Below are 21,826 nucleotides of genomic sequence, written 5' to 3'. Positions count from 1 at the left end.
TCCTGATTTTAATTATTACTTGCTGTTAAGGCTGAATTTACTGAAGTATCTTCGTTTATTTTAACCAGTTGGATAAAGTCATCGTTTTTGGCAGATATTACATAACTTCCCTCGGGGGTATTTAGGCGAGCCATATCTTTTACGTCGCCGGGGACAAAAAAGCCACTTTCTCTTGCGGGAACAGCTTCAAATTCGCCCTTTCCGTTTCCTTTTAGGAATAATCCAATTCCGGCATCTGCACGTGGAGTTTCAATTTCTGAACTGTATAGATTTCCGGCAATTAGTGCGTCAAGATGGCCATCATTATCAAAATCTTCTATAAGTGTTTGATTAATACTCGACAATTGTGCTTCTACTGGTAATTCTTTTAATCTGAATTCTCCGTCTACATTTTCAATATAAAGGCTTGCAAAAGATTTTACCTGGTAATGGAGTGCATCATCCAGGTACTTTTCTGTATAAATATCTTCGAGAGTGGCTTCTGAAAATGACTGGTAATTCTGAAATTTTTGTTTTATTCCCGGCATTTGCTGTGATGAGCATTCTCTTCCCCTTACCGGGAATTTTTCACCATCATTAAAATAACTCAAAACAATATCCTTCTCATTGTTACTATCAAAATCATGGAAGTAGATGTCAAAAGTTTCCTTTTCCGTCGCCTGATATTTGTAATTTAAGCCAAGGTTGCCCGCAATAAAATCTAAATCCCCGTCCTGATCAAAATCACCTTCTTTAAGACTGAACCACCATCCTGTAGTATCTGCCAATCCCATTTGTTGCGTGACGTCAATAAGTTTTCCTTCCTGATTTTTAAAAACACTTATAGGCATCCATTCGCCGGTGACAATAAGGTCTGTCCAGCCGTCGCTGTCGTAATCTGTCCAGCTTGCACTGGTGACCAATCCCAGTTTTTCCAGTCCGGGAGCAGCCTGGGGAGTGACATTTGCAAATTTTGGAGTGCCGTTTTGGGACTTATTTTCCAGCAGGTAACTGTCGGCCGGAGAGGGGTAATTTCCCGGTACAAGTCTGCCGCCAACAAAAAGGTCGAGGTCCCCGTCCTTATCAAAATCTTCGGCATAAACCCGGGATCCGCTTGTTAGCATTTTTGGTAATGCTGTTGCAGATTTTTTAAAGTTTCCATTTTCATTTATATAAAGCCTGTCCTGAAGCCATTGAGAATCCTTTTTAAACTCATTTCCGCCGCTTACAACATATAGATCATAATCGCCGTCATTATCTGCATCAAATATAAGGGCCCCTAAGTCTTCATATTGCTTGTCATTTTCAAGATCTTCAAAATTTTGTTTTTCAAAACCTGTTTTTTGCTGAAAATATATTCCTGCTGCATGTCCTGAAGCCCCGCCTACGTACAAATCATCAAGGCCGTCCCCGTTTAGGTCACCAACTGCCAATGCCGGCCCAAACATAGAAGTTTTGTGTGGTAGGAGAATTTCGTCTTCAAAATCGTTGTAATAGTTTTCTTCATGTCTATGCTTCAGTCCCAAAGAATCTGCATCAACAGTTGTAAATAAAGCTGAATTGCTCTCTGGCTGTTCCATTTCAGAAACTGAAGAATTTTTATAATCTAATACCAGAAGTTCATTTGCCGGCACATCTTCCAGAACTTCTGTTTTTTTATCTGGCCAAATTATTTTCACCACCTTGGCAACCTGCTCTTTTCCAATACCAAAATGAAGTTGTGGAGCTACAGAAGACTGGAAACCACGGGTGAGGGTGAGTTCCTGCATTTGAGTATTTCCAGAAGTGGTAACATAAATACGAGCTCCTAAACCGTTGAGGTTTTTGTCGGAACCTTTTAATTGAAAATCAAGGAAATTATTTTCTTGAGCATTGTTATTCTTGAAAACAGACGCGTAGTCGTCGATATTGTTAGTAACAATTTCCAGATCTCCATCATTATCCAGATCTACATAAACAGCACCGTTAGAAAAGCCTTTATGGGATATTCCCCACTCCTCATTTGTTCTTTCAAAAGTGAGATCACCTTTGTTTCGAAAAATGAAATTATCTATTTTTTCAGAAGGAATTGCAAGATTTTTTTGAAGAAGACTATCTCTTTTATTAGGATCTTTTGCCAATTTATTGAAGAAATCCCGGTTGTTGATTTCCCTTCGTGTTCCGTTGGAAACAAATACATCTTTAAGTCCGTCGTTATCAAAATCTGCAAAAAGTGGTCCCCAGCTCCAGTCTGTAGAGGATAAACCTGCGAGACGGGATGTGTTACTATACTGTGGTATTTTGTCTTTTATCACACCCGAATGGGTTTGTAACGTATTTTGCATGTACTGATAGTGAAAACCGTTATTTACGGTACTCCAAAATATAGCAGGATTCATACTGGACATGTTGGATTTTGCCCTGCGGTTGTTCTTGGGTGCCATGTCTACCTGTAGAATATCGAGAAGCCCGTCATTATTATAGTCACCAATATCTGCTCCCATCCCATAGAAGGAAGTTTGGCGTGTGGCATCCTTTACAACTTCTGTAAAGGTACCGTCCTGATTGTTCAGGTAAAGATAATCTGGAATGCTAAAATCGTTTGATACATAAAGATCTGGCCAGCCGTCTTCATTTAAGTCGCCAACGGTTGCACTTAAAGTAAGGCCGAAGGACCTTAATCCTGATTGGTCTGTAACGTTAGTGAAATGGCCACCATCGTTGCGGTACAGATGATCTGTTTCAATGTCTTTTATATTTTCAGTTTTAAACTTATAATATTCATTGTTGGCACTAAAGCGGGTAGGAGGATAATTGGCTACATAGAGGTCCAGATCACCATCCATATCATAATCAAAAAAAGTAGCCTGTATACTATTACCTTCATCATCAATTCCGTATTCAGCTGCTTTATCGGTAAAAGTGCCGTCGGTATTATTAATGTATAAAATATTTTTTTTCGGTTCATCCTGGCCACCAATAGAGCAATAGATGTCAAGGAAACCGTCACTGTTAACATCGGCCATAGTGACCCCTGTAAACCATCTTTCGTCTCCTGTTACGCCGGCACCTTTTGTAATGTCCTCAAATTGAAGATTGCCTTTGTTGAGATAAAGTTTGTTGGGTACCATGTTCCCGGTAAAGTAGAGATCTGTAAGGCCATCGTTATTTATATCCCCTGCTGCGAGTCCGCCTCCAAGGTATATGTAAGAATACGTGAAGAAGTTGAGGCTGTCGTTCTCTGTAATAGTATTCTGAAAAAAAATGCCTGTTTTATCCTTATCAAGCTGTTGGAATTGTTTAGTATTGCTTTCTTCCTGATGAGAACAGGAGATATAAAAGCAACAAAAAATCATAATCCCTACGAGTTTTTTGATTCTGCAGAACATTGTATTTGAGAATAAAAACATGCTTTTTTAAAAAAGCCAACAGAGCTTAAGTAAATAAACTCTGTTGGCGAATTAGAAAATTATAATCTGCTAACTAGTAACCGTCATTCTGTTCAAGAATTCCACCACTAAGATCGATAGCAGGTTGTGGAATAGGGAAAACAGCCGCGTTTGGACTGTAAGAAGCCCCCTGAAGATAAGCACGAGTATCGTTTTGCTGTAGATACTCATTTAAAACTTCTTCTGCTTTTCCTCGTCGTACAAGATCAAAGAACCTGTGGCCTTCTAAAGCAGTTTCTAATCTGTACTCAAACAAAACAGCCTCTTCTGCAAATTCCTGATCCGGGAACCCACCGTTTTCTGAATATAAGCTAATTTCGTAATTAGCAGCTGGGGTGCCATCGTCATCCATAACCCAGGTATCCGGATTTGCAGCACGGGCCCTAACCTGATCTACAAGGGTGGCTGCCATGGTTAGATCACCTTCTGCAGCGGCTATCTCTGCACGCCATAGAAGTATTTCTGCATAGCGAATAATATTGGTGTTTATTGAGTTTATTGCAGTGTTCCATCCTGTTAAGGAATTTACAGAGCCAGCCTGATCTGCGCTATAAACTATCTTTTTGGAAACATAAGGACCTCCGTTTGCGGGATCCCTAATCCATGCAAGTCCAGGGAAATCTCCCCATCCAAGAAAAGGAATTCCTTTTCGACCCACTGTCCAGTCCAGTCTTGGATCCAGGTTTCCTGGCTCCTCAACAAAAGTTTCATCGTTTGCAAAACCACTTGGAGAATTGTCCTGTGGATCTACGTTGTTGATGTTGGTTTCATTAAATGTTTCGGGCATAGGTAAACCTGCAGCATCGGTTTTATAGGCATTCACGAGATTATGTGAAGGTTGTAAGAACCCACAGCAGCCTCCTCCAATAGGACTTCCGTTAGGAAAATTTAAAACTTCACCCCATGCAGCGTTGCTGCTGTTGTTACTGCCGTCGTTTACAGCATTCTGTACGGCAAATACAGACTCTACGCTGTTGTTGGTTTCAGCGTTAAAATTGTCATGAAAATAAGTGTTAAGTGCATAAGGTCCGTTGTTAATGATATCTTCAAGCAAAGGCCTGGCTGCTGCATAATCCAACTGGAACATATGGGCTTTAGCTAAGTAAGCTTGGGCGTTCCAGGAATTTGCTCCACCAACCCTGGTGCTTAGAGGTTCGAGATTATCTACGGCAAATTGAAAATCCTCTTCGATTCTTGGCCACACATCTACACCCATATTGGTGGTGCTCTCTGTGGTATTTTCATCTATATAAGGAACATTTCCAAACATTTTTTTCGCTTCAAAATGATAGTGGGCTCTTAAGAACCTTACTTCTCCAAGAAACTGGTTAGCTTCTTCTTCGGTTAATGTTCCGGCTTCCAAGCCTCCCTGTATTGCATTTATCGCAATGTTGGTACGGGAAACTCCTTCAAAAATGGAAACCCACTTATAATCTACATAAGAGTTTCTTGCAGCTGCAGAATAGGTTTCAAAAGCGGTGATTTCAGATTGATCACCTGCATCACTTCCTTTATAAGCATTGTCTGCAGCAACCTCACCGTAAACCCAGTTAGAAGCGGCTGCTCTCCAAACGTTATCATTCGCCTGGTTTCCATCTAACATAGCGTACGCTGCAATAACCTGGGTGTTAATGAACCTGGAATTTAAGGGTACATCAGAACCCGAAATTACAGATTGAATAGGTACGTCCAGTTCGTCGTTACAGGACCATAATAGCGCTGTACACATTAGTAATCCAAATATTTTTTTCATAGTAATAATTTATAATGAAACATTTAAACCAAGTATTACCGATCTGTCTATAGGATAAACACCGCTGTCAAGACCAATAGTCAGGTTAGCATTGGTTCCTGGTGCATTTCTAAGGTTGATCTCAGGGTCTAATCCGGAGTAATCAGTAATAGTAATTAAATTTTTTCCTTGTAGATAGAATCTTATTTTTTCCGCACCAAGGCTTTGTACGGTGCTTTCAGGTAAGGAATACCCGATAAGGATATTTTTTAGCCTTGCATAAGATCCGTCTTCCACATAATAAGAGGAAGGTGCAGATTCGTTAAGAATAATAGCAGCATCATTAGTTAGATCTGGCAACCCATCTGAATTTACAAAGGCCAAACTTTTTCCTCCAGGGAAGGTGTTAAAATCTGTAAAGAATTTCAGGAAGTTATAGATGTCATTTCCTTGTGAACCCTGCACAAGTAAAGAGAAATCAAAGTTCTTGTAATCTCCGTTAAATGTAAGCCCATAAGTAAAGTCTGGGTGGGGATTTCCAATAAATGTAGTCTCTCCATCATTTGCAAACTGCATCCTGCCGTTTTCTATTCCGGTAAATACTTTTCCGTAGAAAGAAGCCAATGGTTGCCCTGCCATGGTCCTGTTAGGAAGCTGATCTCTTACACGATCCCCCTGTATAAAAGTATCAGGGTTATCTGGATTTAGATATTCAACTTCATTTTTATAAGCGGAAATATTGAAGCCTACATTAAAGTTAAAATCTGAATCTCCCATACTGTTATAGGATAGTGCAGCATCAAAACCTGTATTATTCATTTTTCCCAGGTTCTGGATAGTACCATTGGTCAAACCAAAAATAGTTGGATCACTTGGAACAAATAAGAGCATGTCCTCGGTATCAGCATTGTAATATTCAAAGTCAAAGTTCAAGGTATTGAATAGGCGGGTGTTGATTCCTAAGTTTAATGTAGTAGTCGTTTCCCACTCCAAATTTGGATTTCCCCGCGCATTAAGTCCGTAACCAGATGCAACACTGTTAATGCTGGTTGGATAAGCATAATAATCGTTGTTAGGGGAATAGGTGTTTACTGTTGCAGAGGTTGAAATATTTCCGTTATTAGCCACAATTCCGTACCCTGCTTTTAACATAAGATCGGTAAAGACATTTGAATCTTCCATAAAGGCTTCATTACTAACTCTCCAACCTGCGCTAAAAGAAGGGAATACACCATCCCTATTGTCCTCCTGGAATAAAGAAGAACTATCATAACGTACAGTAGCACTTAACAAGTAAGTATCCATAAACTTGTAATCAATCTTTCCAAATGCAGAATAGTAGGCAGATATAAATCCATTACCTGAACCGGCGTACGCCTGTGTTCCTAAATCAAGATAGCGGATATTATCAACGTCGTCAAATAAGAATCCTCCACGGTTTGCGCTAAAGCCTCTAAACCATTCTTTGTGAAATTCTGTACCGGCTAAAACATTAAAGCTGTGGTCCTCAAACGTTTTATTATAGGTTAAAGTATTAAACCAGGTATAGGTTCTAAAAAAAGAAGAACTCTCTGTTAGCATGTTATCAGTAGCCGCTTCTGCTTCGAAAATTGCAGGAGCAAAATTGGTGGTATTAGTAGATTCCAGATCAAAACCAAGGTTCGATTTAAAAGTAAAATCTTCGAGAAAATCTACTTCTCCATAAAAATTACCAAGTGCTCTAAAACCTAGAGTGCTGTTGTCTTCATTTCTCGCCGCATTGGCAATAGGGTTGTCAGCATTACCCAGCCCCTGTACCCATACTCCGGCAAAATTCCCTCCTACGTCTCTAACTGGAATTAGAGGGTGCATTCTGTATAAATTGGTAATAGTACCATCATTAACATCTACTCCGGGGGGAATAGTCTGATCTGAATAAGATAAAGTCAGGTTTTCACCCACTCTAAAATTGTCGGTCACATCAAAACTGGAATTAGCTCTAAGTGTATAACGGGAGTAATTTGTTGCATATCCTGTACCTTCCTGATCCAATGCGCTTAAGGACATAAAGAAGCTGGCGCTTTCAGAACCACCGGCCGCACTTACATTAAAATTCTTTGTTGTGGCAGGATTAAAATATTCGTCAAACCAATCTGTTCCTTCGGGATTTGATCTGGTTATCCTGTTGTCAGGAAAGCTGTATTGACTTTCATCAGCAGTTTGTGCTCCTCGTGGGAAAAGATAATTTGGAATAACCGGTTCAGGTCCGCTTCCAAATTGTTGATTACTTGGGTTTCCTGTTCCGTCATTTGCAGCAGCTTCCCAAATGGCGTCTGCCAATTGTTGTGGAGAAGCCATCTCAGGAAATACGGAATCAGGAATAAAGTCTATTCCTGTGTAAGCATTGGCATTAAACCTAACTTTTTGTCCGCGTCTTCCACCTTTTGTAGTTATTATAATAACCCCGTTTGCTGCACGGTTACCATATATGGCCGCCGAGGAAGCATCCTTTAGAATCTGAATAGATTCGATGTCGTTCGGGTTAATATCAGTAAGGCCTGCCCCTGTTGGGGTACCATCGATTATATAAAGCGGGTCGTTTCCGTTAATTGTTCCGTAACCACGGATTCGTACCACGGCACCTTGTCCCGGACCACCCTGATTACCTACAACAACACCAGAGCTCTGGCCTTGTAAGGCTTCTTCAACGTTTAGAGGAGAAACTGCTTCCAGATTTTCAGATTCAACTACAGAGACAGACCCTGTAATATCCCTTGTGCTCTGACTGCTATAACCAGTAACAACAACTTCGCTTAATGCTGCAGCATCTTCTGTCATGGTTACGTTAATTTCTGATCTTCCGCTAATTGGAATTTCCTGTGTGGCAAATCCAACATAGCTAAATACGAGGGTAGCGTCACCATCGGCCATAATAGAATAATTTCCATCAAAGTCTGTAGCCGCCCCTGTTGAAGTGCCCTGGATAAATACGCTTACTCCGGGAAGAGGTAAGCCATTCGCGTCTACTACTGTACCACTTACTTCCTGTTGAAGAATTTTTTCCACCTTTTCATAAGCATACGATTCAGGGATACCGAATCCCAGTAGTAATACTAAGACGGTTATAACCGCCTGGAGACATTTAATCCCTGATGATAAGCCCAGGAGGTTTGTTTTAAACTTTCCGTTCATAATTTAATTTTTAGTTGAGTCATTGAGTTAGTTATTAATTTAAAAAGTAGTTAGTTTTCTAAAAATCGTTAAGTAATTTTTATCATACGCATCTTAAAGTTTTTAAGGGTTTATTAATAGCTCGATATTAAAATATGGAAAGACGCCATACATTTAATTATGGCCTCTTTCCTATATGAATTTCCACTAATATAAGGTTGTGCTTTGCGGTGTTGACAATTTATGGCATTGCTATATATTAAATTTTTAAATTTTACCATAAAAAATTACAGGAGTCGAATTTATAGATAAGGTGACCAGAATGTTAATATTATCTTATCATTTTGTAATGAAATTTTTGCTTTCTTTTTTATCTGGTCCTTCTAATAATTTTGAAATCAGAGTATAACGAAAAACAGCCCCGGGAAAATAACCGGAGCTGTTTGTAAGAAATGTCTTCCACTTTTCGGAAAGGATATAAAAGGAATCAGTTCCAGATATTTGGACTCTCTTCCCTGCCAGTGCGGTAGTTCTCTATAATTTCAATAGCTTCTTCTGTTAAGGAAACAGGATATTTACATGTTTTATTCTGGCATACATAAATAAGCGTCTCATCCTCTACAAGTTTGCTTTTTAAGAGCGGAAGGTTCTCTTTTTTACCACCCATAAAAATAGAAGTTGGCAAGTACTTTTTCTGAACCTGAAAATTCTTTTGTTCGGCATTCTCACCTACGATGGCAATTTCGTAAGCTCCAAAAGCTTTAGTGCCAATCAATTTTGTCCAGTTCGCGTAAAAGGAAGGATCCTCCATTGCCTGAACATACATTTGCCCAAGCATTTCTTCGCTCATCACCATATATTCTTCATTTTCAAATAGCGTTCCCAGGGCCAAAAGATTTTGTGCCATAACAGAATTTGATGAAGGGATCACATTATCGTCCAGTTCCATTTTTCTGGCGACCAGGTTGTTGTGCTCGTTGGAAGTATAATAAAACATACCGCTTTCATTATCTCTAAAATGAGTAATGGCGTATCCGGTAATTTTCTGAGCTTTTGAGAGCCATTCAATGTTAAAGGTTGTTTGGTAAAGATTAATATAAGCCTTGCTCAATAGCGCGTAATCGTCCAGAAAAGCGTTTATTCCGCTTTTACCGTCTTTATAGCTCCTCCATAAGCTATAGTCGGGATTGAGCATCTTGTCGCTTAAAAATTCGGCGCATTTTATTGCCTTGTCCAAATATTTTTCCTTTCCAAGGGCCAGAAAAGCATCCAGGTAAGCGTCAATCATAAGAGCATTCCAGGATGTCAGCGATTTATCATCAACAGTGGGCCGATTTCTGCTTTGTCTTTCCTCCAGCAGCTTTTCTTTTGCTGTTGAAAGGGAATTCCTGAAATCTTCTGCATCCAGGTCTTCTTTGTTGATGTATTCTTCCGCGGAAAATCTTCGGTAAAGTATATTTTTTCCTTTTTCCCAATTGCCGTAAGGTTCGATGTTGTAATAATCTGAGATCAATTCAACTTCAGAAGAATTTAAGGTATTGCGGAGTTCTTCAGTAGTCCAGACGTAGTATTTGCCCTCTTCACCATCGGTATCGGCATTTAAGGAAGAATAAAAGCCCCCCTCGTTATTTGACAATTCCCGCTCTACAAATTCGATGCTTTCTTCTATTACTTCACGATATTCCTCTGATGGTGCAACTTTGTAAGCTTTGGAATATAAACTGATCAGCTGCGCGTTGTCGTAGAGCATTTTTTCAAAATGAGGGATCAGCCAGTTGGGATCTGTGGTGTATCGGGAAAATCCACCACCAAGCTGATCATAAATTCCTCCCCTGGCCATATTGTCCAGCGTGGTCTTTACCATTTCCAGCACTTCTTTATTTCCGGTTAAGTAATAATGCTGCAAAAGAGCGTCCCAGCTAACAGGCAACGGAAACTTCTGTTCTCCCTGGTAGCCACCTTTTTCTCTGTCAAACCTTGGCTCCCAGGCTTCCATAACAGAGAGATATTCAGCTTCGGAAATTTCATTCTTTTGTGTACCAAGATCACCCAGGCTATTCGTGCTTTTAATACCTTCAGTTAAAGCATTGGCAGTTTCTACTAAAGACTCCTTGTCTTCCTTATACGCTTCAGCGATCTTGGTTAAAATATTTTTCCATTCTTCCGGTGGGAAATAAGTTCCGGCAAAAAAAGGTTTTCCATTGGGTAGTGCTACTGCATTTAAAGGCCAGCCGCCGCTACCGTTTAAAAGCTGGGCAGCATTCATATAAATTTTATCAATATCGGGACGTTCTTCGCGATCAATTTTTATAGAAACAAAATCGCGGTTCATAATCGCAGCCACGCTGGAGTCCATAAAACTTTCCCTTTCCATCACATGGCACCAGTGGCAGGAGGCATATCCAACACTAATTATGATGGGTTTATCTTCTTCCTTTGCTTTTTCTATAGCTTCAGGGCTCCATTCGTACCAGTCTACAGGGTTATCTGCATGCTCCCTCAGGTAAGGACTACTGGCTTCAGCAAGACGATTTTCTATTGCGTGCTTTTCCTCCTTCTTGTCTGCACATCCTGCTAAGCAACAAATTGTTATAATTAATAAGCTGAAAGTCAGTAGGGTTCTAATATTTATTCTGAATGCCATGGCTATTTAAATCAAATTTTTCGGGATAAATATAGGGGAATTAAGCCTGCGCTTAATTGTTCATGAATGCAAAGTTTTCATTTCCTAATTCAGATTTCTTTTCTGAATAAAAAAGCGTTTCAGTAAATCTGAAGCTTCACGTTCCATAATTCCGGATTTTACCTTTGTTTTGGGGTGCAGTTGTACACCCATCGTTCTAAAGCCCCGCTGCAGGTCGTTTGCCGCATAAACAAGCTGCGAAAGCTGACTCCAGTACAGAGCTCCGGCACACATCTGACAGGGTTCCAGCGTAACATACATCGTGCAACCCTTCAGGTATTTTCCGCCTAAAAAGTTCGCGGCTGCCGTTATGGCCTGCATCTCTGCATGGGCAGTTACGTCATTCAAAGTTTCAGTCAAATTATGGCCCCTGGCTATAATTTTCTCATTGATTACCACTACAACGCCAACGGGAATTTCTCCTCTTTGAAAAGCAGTATGAGCCTCATCCATAGCTTTTTTCATAAAGTAGGCATCATCTAAGGGCTTTATCATATCCTGTTTTTACCCGGTAACCGGGATTTATATGTTCCGAAAGCTTTCCCCGAATTTGATATTATTGCTATGAATTCTTTTAAGCTGCTTCGGGATTTACTGCGGAAAGGTAAAAATTATAAATTAACCGAAAGAGTTGTTTTCTTGATATTCTTTTGCCTGATATTTCACGGCTTAAAATTCTGCCTCTATCTTTACAGAAAATTAGGCAGTCGCAGTTTTGCGGAAGAAACCGGCTGTAAAATGAAATCCATTAAAATTCCTGAATTCAATAATGTCTGGAAAGCTTCTAAATAATATCAATTCCCCAAAGGATCTGAGAAAATTATCTCCCGAAGAATTAAAATCTTTGGCTGGAGAGCTACGGAAATTTATTATTGATATTGTTGCCACTAAAGAAGGTCATCTTGGCGCCAGCCTGGGCGTGGTGGAGCTAACCATTGCATTGCATTACGCTTTCAATACACCTGAAGATCTCCTGGTTTGGGATGTGGGGCACCAGGCTTACGGACATAAAATCCTAACCGGCCGCAGGGAAGTTTTTGAAACAAACCGCCGCCTAAACGGAATCAGCGGCTTCCCAAAGCGAGAAGAAAGTATTTATGATACTTTTGGGACAGGGCATTCATCAACATCAATATCTGCAGCTTTGGGAATGGCTATTGCTTCCAACCTTCAAGGAGAAACAGCAAAGCAACATATTGCCATTATAGGAGATGCCTCCATTGCCAGTGGGATGGCGTTCGAGGGTTTAAATCATGCCGGGGTTTCCAAAGCCAACCTGCTTGTTGTTTTAAACGATAATGCAATTGGCATAGATCCAAGCGTGGGTGCACTAAAACAATACCTAACAAAAGCCAAAGTTGGGTACAAACCTTCACAGGATAATATTATTGAAGCGCTTAATTTTCAATATTTTGGTCCGGTAGACGGTCACGACCTGGATTCGCTTCTGAAAATTTTTTCAGAATTAAAAGAAATTTCTGGTCCTAAATTTCTGCATGTAATTACAACAAAAGGAAAAGGCTTAAAAAAGGCTGAAGAAGACCAGGTAAAATATCATGCCCCGGGAAAATTTCAACCCGACACGGGCGAACTTTTACCGTATGATACCAAAGGTCTGCCGCTAAAATACCAGGATGTTTTTGGGTTGACCATTGTAGAGCTGGCAAAAAGCAATGAGAAAATCATCGGGATCACGCCTGCAATGCCTACCGGCAGTTCACTCAAATACATGATGGAAGTTTTTCCTGAAAGGGCTTTTGATGTGGGAATTGCAGAGCAGCATGCGGTAACCCTTGCTGCGGGAATGGCCACGCGGGGATTCACGGTTTTTTGTGCAATCTATTCCACATTTTTGCAAAGAGCATACGATCAGTTAATTCACGATGTGGCTATACAAAACCTTCCGGTGGTGTTTTGCCTGGATCGTGCAGGTTTGGTGGGGGAAGATGGTGCCACGCACCATGGGGTTTTCGACATTGCGTATTTAAGGTGTATTCCTAATCTAATAATCGCTGCTCCTTCAAATGAGGTGCAGCTGCGTAATTTACTCTATACTGCACAACTAGAGTTAAAGCATCCGCTGGCCATAAGATATCCGCGTGGCCGGGGAGTCAAAGTGGAATGGGAGCTTCCGTTTAAAGAAATGGAAATCGGCAAAGGCCTCTGCCTTAACGAAGGATCGAAAATTGCCATTTTAAGCATAGGACCTATGGCAGCCAATGTTTCTGAAGCAATTCAGAAATTAGAGGCTTCAGAAAAAGAAAAATTTGGCCACTATGATATGGTTTTTGTAAAACCACTGGATAAAAAATTGCTTCAGAACATCTTCAGAAGGTATAAAACGCTGATTACTGTGGAAGATGGGGCGGTAAAAGGTGGTTTTGGAACTGCTGTGCTCGAATTTGCTTCTGAAATGGATTTTAAAGGTAAAATAAAGTGCCTGGGAGTACTCGATAAATTTATTGAGCAGGGAAAAGTAACCGAATTACAAGAAATCTCCGGAATTAGCGTTGAAAATATACTGGCGCAATTAAAAACGCTGGTTTAAAATTTCTATTTTTGCAATTCCGAGAATCTATCTAAAATGAAAATCAGACTATTAAGCTTAATTCTATGCCTTTTTTCTATCAAATCTTTTGCTTCAAATTACTATCAGATCCCTGTTATTATTGATACAACAGAAGCCGGTGAAAATAGTGCTTTAAAGGACTCTACAGAGACAGATGTTACCAATTACTGGGACGAACAAAATGCTGTGGGGCTGGATTTTAACGAAGTGGCTTTTGTTAACTGGAGTAGTGGTGGTAACAACTCCGTTTCGGCTCTAATACACGGCGATTTTGAAAGAAATTACAAGAAAAAACTTACTAACTGGAAAAATTCGGCAGTTATCAGGTATGGAATTAATGCCCAGGAGGGGCGGGAAATAAGAAAGACAGAAGATGAACTGGTGTTCAGTTCTTCTTTTGGTTACAGGAGAGATTCTACTTCTAATTTTTACTATTCGGCAAGAATGGACTTCAATACGCAGTTCACCAACGGTTATCGCTACCCGGAAACAGATATACCTATTTCAAAGTTTATGGCACCCGGTTACTTATTTCTTGGGGTTGGTGCAGAATTTTCTCATCCCGAAGAAGATTTAACCGTCTATTTGTCTCCTATCACCCAAAAATCAACTTTTGTACTCGATCAGCGCCTGGCGAACGAAGGGATGTTTGGTGTGACTCCCGCGGTAAGGGATGAGGACGGAAACCTTATTGAAGAAGGAGAAAGCGTTAGGACAGAATTTGGTCTGCAGTTCACCAACAGATTTTCTAAGGAAGTTTTTGAGAATGTCAACCTTAAGCACAGGCTTAATCTCTATTCAGATTATCTCAATAAATTTGGAAATATAGATGTGGACTGGCAAATTAACGTGAACTTAAAAGTGAACGATTTTATAAAAGCCAATGTTGGTTCGCAGATACGTTATGATGATGATGTAAAGTACAAAGAAGATTTCGACGGAGATGGCGAATTGGAAACCACGGGGCCACGGCTGCAGTTTAAGCAAACACTGGGAGTGGGTGTGGTGTATGAATTTTGAGTAATTATTAATTATTGAATTAAAAATAATAAGAGTTTGCAAGCCATATTCTGGAGGAAAATGAGGTGTAGAGCAAGAGTAGCACCTTTCTTTAAGTTTATACCGTCTATGTATGATAAATGTGAGGTGCGGTTTTTATAAATCCTTCTTTAAGTTTTTTGGATTTTGCCGTGTATCAAAAAAAGTAAGTATGTGGATTTCCTGATCATTAAACTGATAGAACAGAGAGGTTTGTTTACTAATCACACATTTTCGTAATCCTCTATGTTTAAAAGATTCTGGAAAACTTTCTGGCTGATCCTGAATAATTCGGATAGTTTTATCTAACTTCTTTATAAAATCAGATTTTACTTTATAAGACCATTCTTCCAGTAGCTACTCAAAAAGCAATTCCAGTTTTTTCTCTGCTATTTGAGAAATTCTGACTTTTCTACTCATTATCTATGTTTGCTCATAAACGAATTATAGTCAGTATCTGCACCTTCTTTTATCTGTTTCTGTGCAGTTTTAATTTCTGACTTCTGGTTTGAAGTGAGGTCGTCCCAAAAATCTGTAGTTTTCTCTTTCCTGAAAATTTGTTTAATGGATTGAATAATTTTAGGATCGTTAGTATTCAATAACAATTTCGCCAATTCTATTTTTTCAGCTTGAATATTCATTTCTAAAATATTTCTAACAATAGTAAGTATTCTCTTTTAATTAAATTCTTAGCTGAATGTTTTTAAGACTTGATAATATTTACAGGACTTTATCAAACAATTTTTTGCATTGTCGTCTTTAATTCAATGCTAAAGATTTTTTGAGCATTGTTATATTCTAAAACCTTTATATTTTTCAAAAGAAGCCACCGTAAATCCATCTGTAAGGGAAGCCGTATAAGAACAAATCTGTAATAGACTTTGATAAACTGATTGGCCTTCGGGAATTTTCAGTTTGGGAACAGATCGTTTCACAAGTTTATCAAAATTAGATTCTGAACCTGGTTCTTCAGGTAAAAACGCGTGCGTGTAGGTGTCCAGCAAGTGCGTAAGCATTTTATAACCTGCAATTTCTTTACCTATTACTTCTTCGCTCTGGTAAATGCGTTCCACACTTATTTTAATAATGTCCTTGATCTGTGCCTCATAACTGCTCTTGTCGAACAAAGATTCGTGAAATTCCCCGGCGAGAATGGTCTCTTCATTTTTCAGGAATATTTCCACAGCTTCGGTAATAAGCGTGTTTATCGCCAGGGCTCTCAGGTAGCTCAACCTGTCTGCAGTGTTGGTGAGGCTATTGTATTTAGAAGTATTGATGCTGTTTTTTACCAGTTTTATTAAATATTCCAGCGCATATTCTTCGTCAATGAGACCAAGGTTAATACCGTCCTCAAAATCGATGATGGTGTAGCAAATATCGTCTGCGGCTTCTACGAGAAATGCCAAAGGATGCCTCGAAAAACCGACATTATCGCCCTTTCTTGTTTGTGTTAGCCCTAACTCTTCTGCAACTTCCAGGAAAGTTTCTTTTTCAGACTGAAAGAATCCGAACTTTTTGTCGCCAATATTCTCAGTGGGTTTATGCGGAAGGGATTCCTTGGGGTATTTCGTAAAAGCTCCTAAAGTAGCGTAAGACAGCCGAATTCCGCCCTTAATTCCCGGCCTGTTTTCGGTTAAAATTTTGAATCCGTTCGCGTTTCCTTCAAATTTCATTAAATCCTGATATTCGGTGGTAGTGAGCTGTTTTTTAAAACGTTGCCCGTTACCATGGCTGAAGTATTCTCCAATTGCCTTTTCTCCGGAATGCCCGAACGGCGGATTTCCTATATCATGGGCAAGTGCGGCCGCGGCAACAATAGCTCCAAAATCGTTCATCTGGTAACCGTGAATCGTGGAAAGGTGCGGATGTTTTTCCAGAATCTTCTGACCTGCCAGCCGCCCCAAAGAACGTCCAACTACTGAAACTTCCAGGCTATGTGTTAACCTTGTATGAACAAAATCGGTTTTGGAAAGCGGAATTACCTGGGTTTTATCCTGAAGGCTACGAAATGCCGAAGAAAAGATAATCCGGTCATAATCCACCTCAAATCCCAGGCGGGTTTCATTTTGTTCTTTTCTGAGCCTTTTATGCGTGTCGCCGTAGCGTTTAAGTGACAGGAGTTGTTCCCAGTTCATTTTAGTTCTTTTGGTTCTGCGGTAAATTTACTTCAGTTCACTGAGAAATTTCTCCTGAAGGGGTATGATTTTCGGTTCACTCTGCATGTTCTCCTAAAATTATCCCGCAGATTTCGCTGATTTTCGCAGAGCAAAAAGGTTTTTAAGAGATTTTTCTGCGTATATCTGTGTCATCTGCGGGCCAGCTTTTTTCTAGAGCTTCTAAGGATTCTCAGTAAAATTTATCCCGCAGATTTCGCTGATTTTCGCTGAGTGAGGAGCTTTTCAGCAAATTTTTCTGCGTTTATCTGCACTATCTGCGGGACATATTTTTTTCTAGAACATCTAAGGATTCTCATTAAAATTTATCCCGCAGATTTCGCTGATTTTCGCAGATCTTATAGATTATTTACTTTCCGAAAAATTCCGGTTGAAATATTATCTACGTTAAAATTCACTAGAATAGCTAGTTTGAGTTTTGTCAGTTTTAAGTAAGTGATGGTCTGCTTATGGTGAACCTCTGCCAGATGTTCTACGGACTTTATTTCAATAATAACTTTGTTTTCCACCAAAAGATCCAGTCTGAAACCTACTTCCAGTTTTTCTTTTTCATAATAAACCGGAACGGGGGTCTCTTTTAGAACTCTTAATCCACTTTTTTCAAGCTCGTATTTTAATGCTGCGACATAAACCGATTCCAGCAGTCCCGGTCCTAAGCACTTATAAACATTATAAATGGCTCCTCGTATTTTATAGGAAATCTCATTTTCAGTCATACTTAGGTTCTAGTGGTGTGAATTTGTCCCGCAGATTCCGCTGATTTTCGCAGAGCTAAAATGTTTTTAAGAAATTTTTCTGCATTTATCTGTGTGATCTGCGGGACTATTTCCTATATGCCGATAATTGCCATTTTAAGACCCGCACATTAAACAGTCGTCACCTTCGCCTTCTTTGGATTGTGCGATGAGGATTTTTCTTTGTTTCTAAAAGCTCCTAAAGATGCTTAATAAAATCTATCCCGCAGATCTCGCTGATTTTCGCAAATTTTAGAACTTTTTAGCAAGATTTTCTGCGTTTACCTGTGTGATCTGCAGGACTATTTCCTATATGCCGATAATTGGCATTTTAAGACCCGCACATTAAACAATCGTCACCTTCGCCTTCTTTGGATTGTGCGATGATAGCACGCAATTCTTCCGGGGAAAGGGAACTTTCGTCTGTAACCACTTCTGAAGGAGCCGAATCTTTATTTTGCACAATTTCCGCAGCACGTTCAGGGGCTTTTTGAGTGGTGTCAGCTATTGGTTGCGCTTTTTTCTCCTTTTCCAGGGTAAATTTAATAGCATCAACAGCACTTTTGGTCCTTAAGTAGTACATTCCGGTCTTTAAGCCGCTTTTCCAGGCGTAGAAATGCATGGAAGTCAGTTTTCCGTAGTTCGCATTCTCCATAAACAGGTTGAGCGACTGTGACTGGTCTATAAAATAGCCACGCTGGCGGGACATGTCGATAATATCCTTCATACTGAGTTCCCAAACCGTCTTATAAAGCTCTTTTAGGTCCTGCGGAATCACATCTATATCCTGAACCGAGCCGTTATTTCTCATAATGGCGTTTTTCACCTCATCTGTCCACAGATTTTGATCCACAAGATCTTCCAGCAAGTGTTTATTCACCACAATAAATTCGCCGGAAAGTACGCGGCGGGTGTAAATATTGGAAGTGTAAGGCTCAAAAGCCTCATTATTGCCCAGGATTTGTGAAGTGGAAGCTGTTGGCATTGGCGCTACAAGAAGTGAGTTTCGCACCCCGGTTTTTACTACCTGTTTGCGCAGTTTTGCCCAATCCCATCTTCCGCTAAGATCTTCATCTTTTATTCCCCAAAGGTTATACTGAAATTCTCCCTGGCTTATGGGTGAACCTTTAAAAGTTGAGTACGGCCCTTCTTCTTTGGCCAGTTCCATAGAAGCTGTAACTGCAGCGAAATACAGTGTTTCAAAAATATCGTGATTAAGTGCTTTTGCCTCGTCGCTTGTAAATGGAAGTCGCAGTTTAATAAAAGTATCTGCCAATCCCTGAACCCCAAGTCCTACCGGACGGTGGCGCATATTAGAATTTTCTGCTTCTTTTACCGGATAATAATTGCGGTCTATAACTTTGTTGAGGTTTTTGGTGACGCGTTTGGTAATTTTATAAAGCTCTTTATGATCAAATTCTCCGTTTTTCACGAACATTGGCAAGGCAATGGAGGCGAGGTTACAAACAGCAACCTCGTCCGGACTCGTGTATTCCAAAATTTCTGTACATAGATTGGAAGAACGGATGGTTCCCAGGTTTTTCTGATTCGACTTTCGGTTCGCGGAATCTTTGTATAACATATAAGGAGTGCCGGTTTCGATTTGAGATTCCAGGATCTTTTCCCAAAGTTCCCGTGCTTTTATGGTTCTTCTTCCTTTCCCTTCAGCTTCATATTGCGTATAAAGCTTTTCAAATTCTTTTCCGTGGATATCAAATAAGCCGGGACATTCATGCGGGCACATTAATGTCCATTCCGCATTTTCTTCTACACGCTTCATAAAAAGATCTGGCATCCACATTGCGTAAAAAAGATCGCGGGCACGCATTTCTTCTTTTCCGTGGTTCTTTTTAAGATCAAGAAAATCAAAAATATCGGCATGCCAGGGTTCCACGTACATGGCAAAAGAACCTTTACGTTTTCCGCCGCCCTGGTCTACATAACGGGCGGTATCGTTAAATACCCTCAGCATGGGGACTATCCCATTAGAAGTACCGTTGGTGCCCGAGATGTAGGAGCCTGTTGCGCGAACATTGTGAATTGATAAACCTATACCACCAGCCGACTGCGAAATCTTTGCAGTTTGTTTTAAAGTATCGTAAATGCCATCAATACTGTCGTCTTTCATGGTAAGCAGAAAACAGGATGACATTTGAGGTTTTGGAGTTCCCGAATTGAAAAGTGTTGGGGTAGCGTGAGTAAAATATTTTTTAGACATCAACTCATAAGTCTCTATCGCGGCTTCTATATCGTTTAAATGAATACCAATAGAAACACGCATAAGCATATGCTGAGGTCGCTCGGCAATTTTGCCGTTTAATTTTAAAAGATAAGAACGCTCCAGGGTTTTAAAGCCGAAATAATCGTAGCCAAAATCGCGGTTGTAAATAATAGTCGAATCCAGCAGTTCTTTGTTCTTCTGAATAACGTCATGAACATCATCTGCCAGAAGAGGTGCTTTTTCACCGGTTCTTGGATTGATGTACTCATAAAGATCTGTCATAACTTCAGAAAAAGTCTTCTTTGTATTTTTATGAAGATTGGAAACCGAAATTCGTGCAGCAAGTTTTGCGTAATCGGGATGAGACGTGGTCATTGTTGCGGCAATTTCCGCAGCAAGATTATCGAGTTCACTGGTAGTTACATTATCGTATAAGCCTTCTATGACCCGCATGGCAACTTTTACGGGATCTACCAGTTCATTGAGTCCGTAACAAAGTTTCTTAACGCGGGCGGTTATCTTGTCGAACATTACGGGTTCTCTGTGCCCATCTCTTTTTACTACATACATAATACTAATATTTTAAGCCCCTCCCGACCTCCCCGAAGGGAAGGAGTTGTGGACGTTGAATTTTCTAAGTGTGCTTCCCCTTAATGGTGCAGGGGATTCCCCCTTTGGGGGTAGGGGGCTTAAAAATCAGCGTCGAAACTGATTTTATCTGAATCTTTGTCTTTATTCATTACACCGGCCTTTTGATATTCGCCAACCCTTTTTTCAAAGAAGTTGGTTTTCCCCTGCAGGTTGATCATATCCATAAAGTCGAATGGATTGGATGAGCCATATTCTTTTTCACATTCAAGCTCTACAAGGAGCCTGTCTGTCACAAATTCCAGGTATTGAGTCATCAACTTGGCATTCATTCCAATGAGGCTTGCCGGTAATGATTCGGTAATAAATTCACGTTCTATATTAAGCGCATCAATAAGAATTGCTCTGATACGTTCTTTAGGAACCTGATTAACAAGGTGGTTGTTGTGCAGGTGGACCGCAAAGTCGCAATGTACACCTTCGTCACGGGAAATTAGTTCGTTGGAGAACGTAAGACCGGGCATAAGTCCTCGTTTCTTAAGCCAAAAGATAGAGCAGAAAGATCCCGAAAAGAAAATCCCTTCTACAGCGGCAAAAGCAATGAGACGTTCAGCAAAAGAATCAGATTCTATCCATTGAAGAGCCCATTGTGCTTTCTTTTGAATGGCAGGAAATACTTCAATTGCTTTAAAAAGCTGATCCTTTTCTTTCTCATCTTTTACATAGGTGTCAATGAGAAGAGAGTAAGTTTCAGAATGGATATTCTCCATCATGATCTGAAATCCGTAGAAAAATTTTGCTTCGGCGTACTGAACTTCATTTACGAAATTTTCAGCAAGATTCTCGTTTACAATCCCGTCTGAAGCAGCAAAAAAAGCAAGAATATGTTTAATAAAGTAACGCTCGTCTGAATTTAGCTTATTATTCCAGTCGTTTAAATCCTGATGAAGATCAATCTCTTCGGCTGTCCAGAAACTAGCCTCCATTTTTTTATACCAATCCCAAATATCGTGGTGTTTAATAGGGAAAATCACAAACCGATCTTTGTTTTCTTGTAGAATGGGTTCCAGTTGAGCCATAGAAGTATTTATTTTGGATTTTTTTAACAAAAACTATTAGTAACAAATATGGAGAAATGTAAAGGAATTTTTAAGCTGAAGCTGTAAAGCTTTTCAACAAAGTTTTTAACACAAAGGAAAGACCGATTTGCTGATGTGGCAGAAGTTGTTGGTTTTAACATATTGTTTTTCAATTAATTATAATATGTTAATAACGGGAGATCTATTGTGTTAACAGTTACTTTAAATGTAGCAATATCGTAGAATTGACGGCTGCTACAGGATGCGATTCCATCTGGGTTTTAAGATAAATTTTGAATTTTGGAGGGTGACCGTTTTGTGCGTAAGGGATCTGATTTTTGAAAGAATTTTTCAGAAAAACCAGGTATACGGTGTATTTTCTTCAAAGGGGTTGGAAAGGCGCTGCATAAAAAATTCTGAAACAAATACGCACTGTTTGCGAAATTGCTTC

Annotated in this window: 12 protein-coding genes; 2 read left to right on the top strand and 10 right to left on the bottom strand. The window is 39.9% G+C overall.

Translation table 11 applies throughout. From position 1 onward, the window contains the following. Positions 1 to 8: 8 nt before the first annotated feature. From RM545_RS10660 to RM545_RS10640, 5 genes are all read right to left on the bottom strand, one after another. On the bottom strand, positions 9 to 3,314 hold the full coding sequence (locus tag RM545_RS10660) for a CRTAC1 family protein (protein ID WP_311495261.1): 3,306 nt from the start codon (positions 3,312 to 3,314) through the stop codon (positions 9 to 11). 127 nt (positions 3,315 to 3,441) lie between these two features. Further along, complete coding sequence (locus RM545_RS10655) at positions 3,442 to 5,160, bottom strand: RagB/SusD family nutrient uptake outer membrane protein (protein ID WP_311495260.1); 1,719 nt, start codon at positions 5,158 to 5,160, stop codon at positions 3,442 to 3,444. Between the two features lie 9 nt (positions 5,161 to 5,169). Continuing rightward, a complete protein-coding gene (locus RM545_RS10650) occupies positions 5,170 to 8,310 on the bottom strand; it encodes a SusC/RagA family TonB-linked outer membrane protein (RefSeq protein ID WP_311495259.1) in 3,141 nt (1,046 codons plus the stop codon). Between the two features lie 466 nt (positions 8,311 to 8,776). Continuing rightward, positions 8,777 to 10,933: a thioredoxin domain-containing protein gene (locus RM545_RS10645; RefSeq protein WP_311495258.1), complete on the bottom strand. Its 2,157-nt coding sequence runs from the start codon at positions 10,931 to 10,933 to the stop codon at positions 8,777 to 8,779. 84 nt (positions 10,934 to 11,017) lie between these two features. Beyond that, complete coding sequence (locus RM545_RS10640; RefSeq protein ID WP_311495257.1) at positions 11,018 to 11,467, bottom strand: nucleoside deaminase; 450 nt, start codon at positions 11,465 to 11,467, stop codon at positions 11,018 to 11,020. A gap of 274 nt (positions 11,468 to 11,741) precedes the next feature. On the opposite strand from RM545_RS10640, the gene RM545_RS10635 reads away from it, so the two are divergent. Continuing rightward, complete coding sequence (locus tag RM545_RS10635) at positions 11,742 to 13,520, top strand: 1-deoxy-D-xylulose-5-phosphate synthase (protein ID WP_311495256.1); 1,779 nt, start codon at positions 11,742 to 11,744, stop codon at positions 13,518 to 13,520. A gap of 36 nt (positions 13,521 to 13,556) precedes the next feature. Next, positions 13,557 to 14,561, top strand: a complete 1,005-nt coding sequence (locus RM545_RS10630) for a DUF3078 domain-containing protein (protein ID WP_311495255.1) — start codon at positions 13,557 to 13,559, stop codon at positions 14,559 to 14,561. 437 nt (positions 14,562 to 14,998) lie between these two features. Here RM545_RS10630 and RM545_RS10625 read toward each other — a convergent pair whose 3' ends face one another. The 5 genes from RM545_RS10625 to RM545_RS10605 form a co-directional block, all read right to left on the bottom strand. Further along, positions 14,999 to 15,220 (bottom strand): hypothetical protein, encoded by a 222-nt coding sequence (locus RM545_RS10625; protein ID WP_311495254.1) that lies wholly within the window; start codon positions 15,218 to 15,220, stop codon positions 14,999 to 15,001. Positions 15,221 to 15,370: 150 nt separating this feature from the next. Beyond that, entirely contained in the window at positions 15,371 to 16,714 is a 1,344-nt protein-coding gene (gene dgt / locus RM545_RS10620) for a dGTP triphosphohydrolase (RefSeq protein ID WP_311495253.1), read from the bottom strand. Positions 16,715 to 17,091: 377 nt separating this feature from the next. Continuing rightward, positions 17,092 to 17,469, bottom strand: a complete 378-nt coding sequence (locus RM545_RS10615) for a GxxExxY protein (protein WP_311495252.1) — start codon at positions 17,467 to 17,469, stop codon at positions 17,092 to 17,094. A 349-nt stretch (positions 17,470 to 17,818) separates the two neighbouring features. Next, on the bottom strand, positions 17,819 to 20,278 hold the full coding sequence (locus tag RM545_RS10610; protein WP_311495251.1) for a ribonucleoside-diphosphate reductase subunit alpha: 2,460 nt from the start codon (positions 20,276 to 20,278) through the stop codon (positions 17,819 to 17,821). A 119-nt stretch (positions 20,279 to 20,397) separates the two neighbouring features. Continuing rightward, positions 20,398 to 21,375 carry a ribonucleotide-diphosphate reductase subunit beta gene (locus RM545_RS10605; protein WP_311495250.1) on the bottom strand — a complete coding sequence of 326 codons (978 nt, stop codon included), beginning with the start codon at positions 21,373 to 21,375 and terminating at the stop codon, positions 20,398 to 20,400. Positions 21,376 to 21,826: the final 451 nt, after the last annotated feature.

Origin of the sequence: Autumnicola lenta (assembly GCF_031846515.1) — a bacterium.
In the GTDB taxonomy this organism is placed as follows: Bacteria; Bacteroidota; Bacteroidia; order Flavobacteriales; family Flavobacteriaceae; genus Autumnicola; species Autumnicola lenta.
The sequence above is the reverse complement of the archived record's forward strand: the minus strand, read 5'-3'. Positions and strand labels throughout refer to the sequence as shown.